Consider the following 12973-nt stretch of genomic DNA (forward strand, 5'->3'; position numbering starts at 1 on the left):
AGCACAAAGACTAGAAAATGACTATGAGTATGCTGAGCCAGAAGGACAATTTTTAGTATTAGAAGTAAAAATGTTGAATAAAACTCAATCAAGTATAGATATGAGTAATTTTGAATGGGGGAGATTCAATCTAGAGGAATTCGATGGTACACAATATGAGTTACAATCAGGAGCTATGGAAGTAATACCAGATAATCAAAATCTAGTAAATCAATTTGGATTCTTAGCTTCTTTATCGCCTAAAATAGAAAGAACTATGTATTTTGTTTATGATATCCCTAAAAATGTGACTACAGCTTACACTGTAAATTTACCAGGAACAACAAATACACAAGTAGATACAATAATGGGTAAGATAGATAGAGCAATACAAAATGATAAGCAAGTAACTATTACTATAAACTAGAAGAAAATAAAATGTCTATTAATTTAAATAACACTAATCTCATAAACGAGGTTAGTGTTATTTTTTGCATAAATTAACGGAAGGAGCTAATAAAATGTTTGAAGGTGAAAAATATATAACTAGAGGGGTGCAATCCAAAATATCACTAGAATTGCAAATAATAATGTTTCAGATGATAGAGGATTTAAAAAGAGAGGGGATAGAAATAGACTATTTGCAAGTTTTTAGATTGAAGAAAATAACTAAAAATAAGGAAGTAATACAGGTAATAGAACATACTCAAGAAGTTCCAGAGTATAATAGAAAAATTGAGGTAAGAATAGAAAAGCCAGTACAAGAGAAAGTTTTTGTAATTAGCTCTAATAGTGAAAATAGAAAAGAGTACAGTACAATGATGATAGCTGATGAATACTAAAATTGCACCTAAAGTAGAGTAAGTAGAGTAAGTTTTCTTGACGCTTCTGACGCTCCTCACCGAACAAAAGGGGAGGAGGTCGGGAAGCGACTAAACTAAGCATTTGAATTTTCTATTCTATGTATTTCAATAATTTCATCAAGAAAAGATGAAATATTATCAATTTTTTGCTCGGATTTAAGAGCTTTTAGATAATCAAGATTTTTAGGTAAAAGCATAGCTGTAAACTTCTTTCTAGTATTACAATATTTTTCATCAGGATTTTTCTTAGGTCTGCCTTTAGTTTCTATAAAACCTAATTTTTTTAAATCTCGTTCTAATACCTCTTTCCTTCTTAATTCAATTTCTAAATCTCTAGTAATTTTATTTTTTTCATAAATGGATAAATTATCTAGAGAAATATTTTTTAGATTTCTAATTTTTCTTTTACATAAATCTAAATCGTTTTTCTTAGAAATAAGATTATATTTTTTAGAATTATTATAGTTATTATATATTTTAGTCATGAAAATACCTCCTAAAAATAAATAAGTATTCTAATATGAATTATTAAATTGTTTTGAGCCGACTAAAAATTTAAACGAAAAAATTTAGCCGAACAAAAAATTGAGGGTATAAATGTTTGATAGAGTAAAATTTCACATAAAGTAGCGACAATAGTGGCAAATAACGAAGTTAAAATTGTCGCTATTGACGCTTTGAAAGGATTAAAAGGAGTGTGATAAACTAGAGTTAAAAAAGATGAGGAGTGTAGCTTTAATGGAGAGAAATGAAATGATGTCCCTTTCTGAAATAATAAAAGAAATGTTTGATGATATGCAAAAAGAATATAAATCAAAGAATGGAGAAGAAAAAGATATAATTTATAGTAATTACTATGATACAAATAAAGATAGATTTAAAGAAATATTAACTATATTAGGAGTTGATAATGAAGTTTTAAAAAAAATTAATAAAAATGAATATGAAATACCAAAAAGTAAAAAAAATATTGTAAAAAAATTACTTAACGACTATACTAAAAAACCTATGAAAAATTATATTAGAAAAAAAAAGTTTGATGAAGTTCAACTAGATAATCTGCAAGAAATAGTTGCAGATGTAGAGAGCTTGCTAAAAGGAAAATTAGAAGAAGAAAAATATATTAATGAAAGAAATAAAATGTATTTTAATACTAGATACCCAATAAGAAAAGCTATAGAGGATACTAAAAAAGAAGCTGTAGAACAGATTTTAGAGGATATAGAAGAAATTAAACCTATATTTGCAGAGAATAATGAGACATTAAATGATAGTGATAAAATTTATTTAATAAACTACTATAAAGATTTATTAAAACAGGTGTCAAGTCAATGGAAACAAATAGTAGAAAATGTAAATGATATAAGATTGCAAGAAATCACAGAGATAAGTGAACAGAGTTTGAATAATGAAATAGATGATGAAGATGCATATGAAGAATTATCAGAATTGATGGATGATAGCCGTGCTGTAGTTTGGCAAGCAATAATGGAATATAAGGGAGAAATTGATGAGAATAAAATTAGAAAGCTAAAAAAGCCAAGTAAGAAAGATTTAGAGGAAGTAAAAAAGTTAATAGATGGATTTAAAAAGAATTAATAACCTTAAGATTTAATCTTAGGGTTATTTTTTTGATTTTAGATAAGGGGGGTAAAATTTTTTTTATTTTACCCTTTTTTTAATAAGATGAAATTCCTATAGAATAATAATCAAGAAGCTGATGCATCGCTTTTAAATAAAATTACAGGAGGTAGTTATTATGAATTTACCATTTGATATTACAAGAAGAGATGTAAAAAAGAATATTGGAGATGGAAAGTATAAAGGGAGAATATCACTTATATTTGGGAAAAAATGGAGTGGTCAAAACTACTTAGTATTACAAGTTGATATTGAAGACAATGGTGAAAGAGTAGAATTATATTTTAACATTCCTTTTAAGTGGTATGAAGCAGGGAAACTAGTAAAAACACTTAGAAAATTAGATAATCTACCAGAAAAAGGAGAGCAACTAGATATAGATAAATTAAAAAATATGAATGTAATAGTAGAAGTTAAAAATACTTATAAAAATGGAGAGGAATATTCAAATATAGTTGATATAGAGAAATTAGAAGAAGATTTTGAAGAAATACAAGATAAGAGTATACAGGAAGTTAAGAAAAAACCTAAATTTCCTAAGAAACCAGTTAAAAAAAATAACATTCAGAGAAAGGTTTTAAAAGAAGATAATGAAGATAGCTTAGAAGAAGATAGATTACTTGAAGACTAATAAAGAAAATAATTGTCCCTACAATAATTTATTGTGGGGACAAAAGGGGTGAGTATTTTGATAGAAGAAACAAAAATAGATGATAGTAAGGATGATCTGGATAGTTCAAATGATAAAAAAGCTATACCTGATATTTTGGTAGAATTAGCATCACAAAAAGCTAAATTTTTTTGTAATGAAATTGAAGAAGGTTTTGCAGCTATAGAAGTGGATAATCATAATGAAGTAATAAAGTTAAGAAGTAAAAAATTTAATAGATGGCTTATTAAACTCTATTTTGTTCTTACAAGTAAATCGGTAAGTCAAGATGCAATAAAGCAAGCAATAAGCACGTTAGAAATGTTTGCAAATTTTTCTGGAAATGAAAAAAAGCTAGAAAAGAGAGTAGCTATTAGTGGTGATGATTTTTACTATGATTTAGGAGACAAAAAATGGAGAGCTGTAAAGATAACTAAAGAAGGTGTAACTTTAGAAAATAAACCACCTATTCTTTTTACTAGAGGAGCAAATATGAAGGAACAAGTAAAACCAGATTTAGATGTTGAAGTAAAAGAATTAATAGAATATGTAGATAAGCATTTTAGATTTAAAACAGAATCAGATAAAGTACTTTTTATAGCATATTTAGTAAGCTGTTTTGTAGCTGGAATACCTCATCCTATTTTACTTCTTTACGGAGAAAAAGGAGCAGCTAAGTCTACTACAATGAGAATGATAAAAAGTATAGTAGACCCAGCAAAACAGGAACTTTTTAGTCTACCAACATCTAAAACAGATATGGCACTATCTTTAGCAAATAATTATATGCCTATTTACGATAACATTGAAACTATATCATCAGAGAAAAGTAATATGTTATGTATGGCAGCAACAGGAGGAGCATTCTCTAAAAGAACATTATATACAGATGAAGAGGAGTCAATAGTTAGTTTTAAAAGATGTGTTGGATTTAATGGAATAAACATAGGAGCAACAAAATCAGATCTTTTAGATAGGTGCTTACTTAATGAATTAGAACGAATAGATGAGACAGAAAGAAAAACTGAAAAAGAAGTTTGGAGTAGCTTTGAAAAAGATAAGCCTAAAATTTTAGGAGCATGTTTAAAAGCTTTATCAAAAGCAATGAAAATATACCCAACTATAAAATTAGATAAACTTGGTAGAATGGCTGATTTTACAATTTGGGGGTATGCCATAGCAGAAGCAATAGATATAGGAGGAGAGGTATTTTTAGAAGCATATCTTGAAAATCAAGATAAAACAAATGAAGAAGCTATATCATCTCATCCTGTTGCATCTTCTTTGATAGCACTAATGAAAGATAAACGTGAATGGGTAGGTAGTGTATCTCAGCTATTAACACAATTAGAATTAGTTGCTACAAGAGAAAAAATAAACATAAAATCAAAAGCTTTTCCAAAAGCTAGCCATACATTAAGCAAAAGGTTAAAAGAGGTAAAATCAAATCTTGAAAAAGTGGGAATTTACTTTGAAATAAGACATGCAGGTGATTACAAAAAAATAACTGTAGAAAATATAAATCTAGAAGATAGTGAAAATAATGTAAATATGATTGAAAAAGAAAAAACAAGAAAAGAAGCAGCTAAAAGGAATCAAATTGAAACTGAAGTTGAAATTGATGATTTTGTTAGAACTGATGAAGATAATTAGAAAATAAAAAAACGTCAGTAGGGTCATAATTGACTCTACTGACAATAAAAACAAACTAAAAAGGAGAGATTGAAATAAAAAAAGTATACTTAGAATTACAAGATAGAGAAACTTTTAATGAAGAGGGAGAAGATACAATAATACAAGATTATGAACTAATAGTTCCGCTAACTACTATTACTACTAAAAGTAAAATAATAAGTTCAGTTAGTGATGAATTAGGTATAGATATACAAACAATATCTTGTAGCCAAGAAAAAATAATATTCACTTTTGATACGGGTCAAGGTGATTTTGCGAATGAGTTAGAAGCTATATATGAACGGAAAAACGATATAGAAACTAAAGTAGAAAAAGCAGCAAATATAGCTGGAATTCATAACTATACTTTAATAATTAAATTATATACACTATATTGTTAAATCAAAAAAGAATTGGTGGAGTCATATAATTGACCCTACTAACAATAAAAATACCAAATAGGAGAAATAAAAATGAAAAATCATATAAATGTATACTTAGATATACAAAATAAAAAAGAATATTCAAATAAATTTATTAAACATTATGAATTAGAAGTTCCTACAAAGATGAAAATAGGATATGTTGAACAGGATTATGATGTAATACAGAGTATTAGAAAAGTGCTTAATAAAGATATAAAACAAGTTGAATCAAATAATGAAATGGTAAGATTCTATTGTGACATAGAAAATCCAATGGATATTAATAGAATAGATGATATATGCAATGCTACATATAAATTTGAGAATAGGATAAAAGATAAAATGATGGAAGCTGATATATATGAATATACATTAATAATTAAAATAACTTAATTATTTTTGACCCTAAAAAAGCAACAGTAGCAGCAGGAACATCAGTTAATACTGAGAAAAGAAAAAAGAAACAGAGGGAATTAACAGAAAATTCACACATATATTATAAAATTGATTGATTTGGAGGAAATAATGATGTCAGACTACGAAAGAATTGTAGAACTTTTAGCAGAAATAATTAAAACTAAAATAGATAATAAGGGAGCTGATAATAATGCATAAAAATAGAGTAGCCATATATGCAAGAGTTTCTACAGCAGAACAAGCAGAAGAAGGATATTCAATAGAAGCTCAGATAGAAAATATCAAAAGACTATGTGAGATACAGGGTAAAATTGTAGTAGAAACCTATGTAGATAGAGGAATAAGTGGAAAATCAATAAAAAATCGTATAGCATTGCAACAGCTACTAGAGGATTGTACTAAAAGTAAATTTGATGAAGTGATGGTTTGGAAAACTAATAGATTAGCAAGAAGCAGTAGAGATTTACTAAACATAGTTCATATTCTTGGTGAAAATAATGTAGGGTTTAGCTCAATAACAGAAAACTTTGAAACATCTACTGCAACAGGAAAACTATTAATGACAATGTTAGCAGGAGTAGGTGAATTTGAAAGAACTACAATAGTAGAAAACGTGAAAATGGGGATGAAACAAAGAGCTAAGCAAGGTAAATGGAATGGGGGAAGGGTTCTAGGGTATAAGTCGGTAAAGATAAATAATAAAGAAGAAACAAGACTAGAAGTTGTAGAGGAAGAAGCTGCTATTGTAAAAGAAATATTCACTATGTACTCTAAAGGGAAAGGTCTAAAAGCAATAGCAAATGAATTAAATCATATAGGATATAAAACATCTAGGGGAAATTCTTTTGGGGTTATGGGAGTAAAAGGTATACTAAAAAATCCAGTATATATAGGAAAAATTAGATTTAATAGGTTTGTAGATTGGGCAAATAAAAGAAGAAAAGGGAAGAATGAAGATTATATTTTAGTAGAAGGAAATCACGAAGCAATAATAGATGAAGAAATTTGGAATAAAGTACAGGAGCTATATAATTTGAAAAGTAAAAAACCTGCTAGGAATTTTGATGGCAGCTACCCACTAACAGGGCTTTTAAGATGTCCTGTATGTGGAATAGGAATGGTATGTGGTAGAACTACAAATAAACTAAAAGATGGAACTAAAAAAGTAATAAAATACTACTATTGTGGTAATTTCAAAAATAAAGGTTCAGCAGTTTGTAAATCAAATAGTATCAGAGCAGACAAAGCTAATGAATATGTATTTTCAAGAATAAAAGAAGTATTAAATAATGAAAAAATATTAAAAGATATAGTAGTTAAACTTAATGAAACTAGGGTAGAAAAAATTAAACCTTTAGAAACTCAATTGAAGGGTGTTAAGAATAATCTAAAAGAGCTAAATAATAAGAAGAATAAGGTATTTGAATTATATGAAGATGGAATAATAGAGAAAAAAACTTTAGGTGCTAGACTGAAAAAGATAGAAGAAGATATAGAAGTAAACCAAGGTCTAAGTGATAAAATAACAAAGCAATTAGACAATAGTAACTCAGAAGAAGTACCTTTTGAATTTGTAAAAAGTGTACTTGGAAATTTCAATAAACTACTAGAAGAATCACATCCACAGGAGAAGAAGCTACTACTCCAGCTACTGATAAAGAAAATAACAGTAGGAGATAGAAAAAACATAGATACAATAGAATTACATTTTAATGAAAAGATAAAGAAAATATTAGGGAATAACAAAGAAGGAGAACTCTCAGAAAATGAGGGTTCTTCTTCTTTTTATATTTTTAAGATAGTAATCTAGGTTCAGTATAGAAAATAATAAATAAGCTAGAAAGTTGCTTGCTTTAATATTATAATGTAGGATAAATATGTAAATTAAATAATAAATCAAAATCATATGGGGGACGAAAATATGTTTGAATATAAATATGATGATTTAATGAACCCAACACTTAAAGCTATAAAGGAATTAGGGGGATCAGCTTCAAATGATGAAATCATTGAAAAAATAATAGAAATACTGTCACTTAGCGAAGAAGAAATTGAAGATATTCATAAAGGAAGTACAACTAAACTTGAATATAGAGCAGCATGGGCTAGAACATATCTTAATCGGGCTATATAAGTAATAGTAAAAGAGGGGTTTGGGCTATTACGGATAAAGGAAATAACACTATTAATATAGATAAAAATGATGTTAAAAGATTTGTTAAAGACAATTATAGCTGTGATAGCTCTACGGATTCAGAACATAGTAATGTAGATATTATAGAAGATGACGAGATTGAAGAGTTTACATGGCAAAACAATGTTTTAGAAATCATTAAAACAATAACTCCACAACAGTTCGAAAAGCTGTGTCAACGTATGCTAAGAGAATTAGGATTTACTAATGTAATTGTAACAGGCAAGTCGCATGATTGAGGAATTGATGGAAAAGGTATACTTAAAATAGGTGGAGTAATATCTTTTCATACAGCATTTCAAGCTAAGAGATATTCAGGAACAGTAAGTGCATCAGTTATAAGAGATTTTAGGGGTGCTATGATGGGAAGAGCTGATAAAGGACTGGTTATTACAACGGGTACTTTTTCAAGAGAAGCTAGAAAAGAAGCACAAAGAGATGGAGCTACACCTATAGATCTTATTGATGGCAATGATTTAGCAGAGAGACTTAAAGAATTATCGTTAGGAATAGATGTTGAAATGGTAGAAAAAGTGCATGTAGATGGAGAATGGTTTAAACGTATTTAACATTATATATATTAAATTATATACAACAGATTTCCTTTAAAATAGGATTATATACAAGCTTTTACTATTATGGTATAATGAGTAAAAGTGGAATAATTTCTCGCTTGGTACATCTATAAAAGAATAAATGTATGCAAGAAATAGAAGTGAATTCTTAAAAAAATAAAGCCATAAAAGAGTAAAAAGCATACCAAATAAGCCTAAATAATGAATAAAAGTCAACCACCAAATAAAAAGCCATAAGAATAAAAATAATGTCGGTAAAGAGCTTGAACAAGCTATTATTAGGACAAGATAAATCAAAAACAAGGCGAAAATGGTTAAAATAGACTAAGATAAAGATAAAAGGCGAAGACTAGCTTATATGAAAAGAAAAATAAAAGGCGGAAAAATACAAATAAGAATAAATAATAATGTAAAGAGCATACACGTTAGATAGATGCCATGCTTTTAATTAGCACACTTCAATAATAACAAGAAGGTGAATAATGGTATGCTATTTAATAAAGAAAATAAAAAAGCAATATATGCAGTACTTATAAGTATAGGAGCTAATGGGTTATATGATTTATTGCTCTGGTTAGTACAGCATGTAAGGATAGTAATAATTTAGTATAATTGGAAGAAATATAATTACAAAAGAAGAAGTTACTGATAAAGAAAATAATAATAGTAGATATAATAGAATAAATATAAACAAAATACTATGTAATAATATAGAAGGAGAATTCTTAGAAAATAAGAGTTTTCCTTCTTTCGTTTTTCACAATAAAATTTAGTTAGAGCGGTTGTGATAAAATAAAAATAAGGCTAAAATAGAATCAGTAGCAACAGCAGCTACATTGGCATAAAACGCTTTTGACGCTTAGTAAAGAGCAAAGTGGGGGAAAATAAAAAGTGAATGAAATAAATTTGATACTTAGAAATGACTAAGTAATAAAAAACCTCACTTTAGTAAGGTGAGGTGAACCGTACCATAAGTAGAGAAATAGAAATCATTACTACTATTTTACTACCAATATACTCCTTTATTACGCTTTTATTCACTATGGTATTTTGCTATCATAGTCTTAAGCGTTGGTGGTGATGCGCCAAAATATAAAAACCAATGGAATTAAAGGAGGAAAGTAGTATGAGTACAAACAAAAAAGGAAAAAGTAATTTAAAACGTATACTGGCTATTGTTTTTTTACTATTATCATTAATAGGAACTGCGTCCATGGGTTCTGAAGTTAGATTATTTGTAGATATTCCAAGTTTGATTTTGATTATTTTGTTTACATTCCCGATGTTGATTTTAGCAGATTTATTTCAGGATTTTATACGTGGGTATAAGATTGCTACAGGAAGTTTTGAATATACATTGAAGGAACTTAAGGCTAGTAAGAATGCTATGGATTTATGCATTAAGTTAGTATATATTTCTTCAGTAATAGGTGCAATTATTGGCTTTGTATCTTCTATTCGTTATATAGGTGATCTGTCAAAAGTGGGACCTGCGATAGCTGTGAGTATTCTTACTGTGTTTTATGCTTTTATAATTAATTTAGTCCAACATGCGGTTAGTGCGAAAATTAAGAAGGAAATCATTTATCGAGAACAATGAAAATAAATGGATATAAAAAGAATATAGTAAAAACTGCAAGTTTGACTATAGTTTTTATAGGATTGATTAGTTGGACAACAGATTTTAGATTTCTAAAGTTACAAGATATTCGAATGATGACTATTATTCTTATAAGTACGGTAATCTTAATATTACTTGGACAAGGTGATAGCATTGATTATTCTGGACTTTTGGATAAGTTTAGATTTAATTTGTTTTTAACAGGGCTGCTAATATCATCATTTTTACTGTTTAACTATTTAAGTACTTCAATTGAATACGAAAATATAATTAGTGAAAATATACTTTGTTTGAAGCCAATGTTATTTTGTCTATTGATTTATTTACCGGGAATGAACATATTAGGATACTTAGTAAATAAACATATTGAGAAAAAACCTTTAATAAGTAAACAGACCTTGAATCTTACAAGAAGAGAGCGAGAAGTTTTTAATCTTGCTATTAATAATCTTAGCAATAAAGAAATCAGTGAAAAGCTGTTTATAGCAGAAACCACTGTAAAAAAACATATGCAAAATATATTAAAAAAATCAGACTGTTTTAACAGAGAAGAGTTAATTAAACTATTTTCTAAAGAAATAATAAATAGTTCATCAGAGGTATAGTCTTCGTTGAACAGTGGTTTCCTAAACTATGTTTTGCTATTAAGCATATTAAATTTAGGAGTAAATATCGAAGATTGAACTCATTTAAAATATTGTATTTCAAGGTTTATAGAATTTCCATATTGTTTATATAATACATTTTGGTTAACCAGATGTTGACCAACGTGGGCAACCATGGTCAACATCTTAAAATATAATATGTTTCCGTAGCTCAGCAGGATAGAGCAATCGCCTCCTAAGCGATAGGTCGTGGGTTCGACTCCCTCCGGGAACGCCAATGAAAAATCCCAATACTATCAAAGTATTGGGATTTTTGCTGTTTTTGAGGAAGAAGAGGCGTGTTGACTAAATGATGTCTAAGTTGGTCAATAAGTTATAAGCTAAAAGAGTTAATTATTATTTGTAAACTCAATGATTGTATTTTCACTTGAAATTTCATATTTATATGTATCGTGCTCCTTATAATAAATTATTTTATTATCAATTAGTAGTAAATCAATTGATTTCTCATTTTGACTATTAATTAGTTTTACATGAGTTAATAAATACTCTTCAAAGGTAGCTCTCCATATATATAATGAGGCCATTAAGGCTATTATTATTAAAATAAAATTTAGTAGTATTCATATTTGAACCATATTGTTTATCTTGAAATATTAGACTTAATATAACATAAATTTTAATAAATAATAGCATTACACATTTTTATCACCCAAGCATAGAAATTTATTATAAAAATAATATGAGTAAAATAGCAATAGCTTCTAGTATAATTAAATCTCTTCCAAATCCAGTTAATAAAGGATATGTTCTTTGCGATAGCTGGTATAGCTGTAAAGAAATATTTGATACATCAACTAAATCGGGATATACGTATATAGGTGCTATAAGAACAAATAGAGTAATTTACCCAGAAGGTTATGAACGTTTAGGGGTTAAGCTTAATAGATATGATTGTAGTTTAGATAAAGAAGTCTTCGACTTAGTCACCGTCAAAGATAAAAAGTACTATATTTACAACTACGTTGGTAAATTGAATGATATGAAAAAAGTATTTTTAGATATCTAATAATAATGTTAATCAAATGGAGAAAGATATTAGATAATGATAAAAATGAGAAAATAAGAGAAAGTCAGTACATTTTGCCTAGTCGAGATGGTAGTTTTATGAAAGAAGCTGCTTTAAGGTCATTGATAGAAAGACTCAAAAAGAAACACAAGCTTGAAGATACTAGCATTCGTTTGTATAAATTCCGTAATACTATGTGTAATAGACTAATACTAGCAGGCATTCAGATACCAATAATCCAACGAATAATGGTAGATAATACACAAGATGTTATAATGAAAATCTACACTCATATTTATAGAGACGATGTTAAAGCAGCTAGTGAAAAATTATTTAGAAAAGAAAATAAAAGATATAATGAGTATAAGCAAGAGCAGGCATTATAAAATGAGAAAAATAACATACAAACTAATAGGGCTAACAATCGTTATAGTCATATTGTGGTTTTTAATATTTTATGAAAGAGCCAAAGGAAGTGCAGTTAGATATCTTCAAATTGTTACAATTCATGACTAAGAAAGTTTTCAAAGAGTTAATTAAGAAATATATGATATTTATTCACCAGAGGTTAGAAAAATTTTGTTTAATAAGGAAAAATATGAGGGACCTAACTATCCACCAATAACCTACAGAGTAAATAGTGTAAGTGGATATATTAAAGGATGTAATCATATCTCTTATAATAGAATTAAGTCGTAATAGTAGAATATTGTGAATCATGCACTTTTACTCTATTAAAAAACTTATAATTCAAACCTGTCAACAGATAGCATTTAAAGACAGGACAAATAAATAGAAAATATTTAATATAGAAACAGAAAGGAGTGGTTTTATGAATTGGCTTAATGCAATGAATAATGCAGTAGAATACATAGAGGATAACATAACTAAAAAGATTGATATTGTGCAGGTGGCAAAAATTGCATTATCATCTACGTTTCACTTTCAGCGTATGTACCATATGATAACTGGTGTTACAATAGGTGAATATATACGCAGAAGGAGACTTACACTCGCTACACAGGATATTATATCTGGTGAAAAGATTATTAATGTAGCTTATAAGTATGGTTATGAAACGCCTGAAGCATTCACAAAAGCTTTTAGAAAAATGCATGGAATAAGCCCTTCGGTAGCACGCGAGCTGGGAGTAAATCTCAAGGCATATCCTAAACTATCCTTTCACATTTCAATAAAAGGAGATAAAAATATGAATTATAAAATTTTTGATAAAGGAAGTTTTAAAGTAGTAGGCAAACAA

The 12973-nt window shown here is 28.0% G+C and carries 15 protein-coding genes, 1 tRNA gene and 1 pseudogene; 15 read left to right on the forward strand and 2 right to left on the reverse strand.

Features of this window, described 5'->3' with window-relative positions; all coding sequences use genetic code 11:
- Both N4A48_RS12285 and N4A48_RS12290 read left to right on the forward strand, forming a co-directional pair.
- The coding region (locus N4A48_RS12285; RefSeq protein ID WP_293666416.1) for a hypothetical protein at positions 1-406 on the forward strand (406 nt) is incomplete at its 5' end.
- Positions 407-500: 94 nt separating this feature from the next.
- Positions 501-821: a DUF960 family protein gene (locus N4A48_RS12290; RefSeq protein ID WP_293666418.1), complete on the forward strand. Its 321-nt coding sequence runs from the start codon at positions 501-503 to the stop codon at positions 819-821.
- 95 nt (positions 822-916) lie between these two features.
- On the opposite strand, the gene N4A48_RS12295 is transcribed toward N4A48_RS12290, so the two are convergent.
- Positions 917-1327, reverse strand: coding sequence for a hypothetical protein (locus tag N4A48_RS12295; protein WP_293666420.1), 411 nt, complete (start codon positions 1325-1327; stop codon positions 917-919).
- A 253-nt stretch (positions 1328-1580) separates the two neighbouring features.
- Here N4A48_RS12295 and N4A48_RS12300 point away from each other — a divergent pair, with 253 nt between their 5' ends.
- The 3 genes from N4A48_RS12300 to N4A48_RS12310 all read left to right on the forward strand — a co-directional run bounded on the left by N4A48_RS12300 (position 1581) and on the right by N4A48_RS12310 (position 4785).
- Complete coding sequence (locus tag N4A48_RS12300) at positions 1581-2441, forward strand: hypothetical protein (RefSeq protein ID WP_293666422.1); 861 nt, start codon at positions 1581-1583, stop codon at positions 2439-2441.
- A 160-nt stretch (positions 2442-2601) separates the two neighbouring features.
- Entirely contained in the window at positions 2602-3114 is a 513-nt protein-coding gene (locus N4A48_RS12305; RefSeq protein WP_293666424.1) for a hypothetical protein, read from the forward strand.
- 57 nt (positions 3115-3171) lie between these two features.
- Positions 3172-4785, forward strand: coding sequence for a hypothetical protein (locus tag N4A48_RS12310; protein WP_293666426.1), 1614 nt, complete (start codon positions 3172-3174; stop codon positions 4783-4785).
- Positions 4786-4933: 148 nt separating this feature from the next.
- Here N4A48_RS12310 and N4A48_RS12315 read toward each other — a convergent pair whose 3' ends face one another.
- Complete coding sequence (locus N4A48_RS12315; protein ID WP_293666428.1) at positions 4934-5056, reverse strand: hypothetical protein; 123 nt, start codon at positions 5054-5056, stop codon at positions 4934-4936.
- Positions 5057-5279: 223 nt separating this feature from the next.
- Here N4A48_RS12315 and N4A48_RS12320 point away from each other — a divergent pair, with 223 nt between their 5' ends.
- The 10 genes and pseudogenes from N4A48_RS12320 to N4A48_RS12365 form a co-directional block, all read left to right on the forward strand.
- Positions 5280-5624 (forward strand): hypothetical protein, encoded by a 345-nt coding sequence (locus tag N4A48_RS12320; RefSeq protein ID WP_293666430.1) that lies wholly within the window; start codon positions 5280-5282, stop codon positions 5622-5624.
- Positions 5625-5838: 214 nt separating this feature from the next.
- Positions 5839-7458, forward strand: coding sequence for a recombinase family protein (locus N4A48_RS12325; protein WP_293666432.1), 1620 nt, complete (start codon positions 5839-5841; stop codon positions 7456-7458).
- Positions 7459-7569: 111 nt separating this feature from the next.
- Positions 7570-7782, forward strand: a complete 213-nt coding sequence (locus N4A48_RS12330; RefSeq protein ID WP_293666434.1) for a winged helix-turn-helix domain-containing protein — start codon at positions 7570-7572, stop codon at positions 7780-7782.
- 206 nt (positions 7783-7988) lie between these two features.
- Positions 7989-8411 (forward strand): annotated as a pseudogene (locus N4A48_RS12335) (restriction endonuclease).
- Between the two features lie 1132 nt (positions 8412-9543).
- Positions 9544-10017, forward strand: a complete 474-nt coding sequence (locus N4A48_RS12340) for a hypothetical protein (RefSeq protein WP_293666435.1) — start codon at positions 9544-9546, stop codon at positions 10015-10017.
- Complete coding sequence (locus N4A48_RS12345; RefSeq protein ID WP_293666436.1) at positions 10014-10643, forward strand: response regulator transcription factor; 630 nt, start codon at positions 10014-10016, stop codon at positions 10641-10643. The genes N4A48_RS12340 and N4A48_RS12345 overlap by 4 nt, the downstream gene beginning before the upstream one ends.
- Positions 10644-10843: 200 nt before the next feature.
- Positions 10844-10920, forward strand: a tRNA-Arg gene (locus N4A48_RS12350).
- Positions 10921-11385: 465 nt separating this feature from the next.
- Positions 11386-11712, forward strand: a complete 327-nt coding sequence (locus tag N4A48_RS12355; RefSeq protein ID WP_293666437.1) for a hypothetical protein — start codon at positions 11386-11388, stop codon at positions 11710-11712.
- Positions 11713-11717: 5 nt separating this feature from the next.
- Positions 11718-12098, forward strand: a complete 381-nt coding sequence (locus tag N4A48_RS12360; RefSeq protein WP_293666439.1) for a tyrosine-type recombinase/integrase — start codon at positions 11718-11720, stop codon at positions 12096-12098.
- Positions 12099-12544: 446 nt separating this feature from the next.
- A partial coding sequence (locus N4A48_RS12365) for a helix-turn-helix transcriptional regulator (protein ID WP_293666441.1) occupies positions 12545-12973 on the forward strand: 429 nt, incomplete at its 3' end.

The sequence above is a fragment of the Tepidibacter sp. genome (assembly GCF_025210165.1).
Lineage (GTDB): Bacteria > Bacillota > Clostridia > Peptostreptococcales > Peptostreptococcaceae > Tepidibacter_A.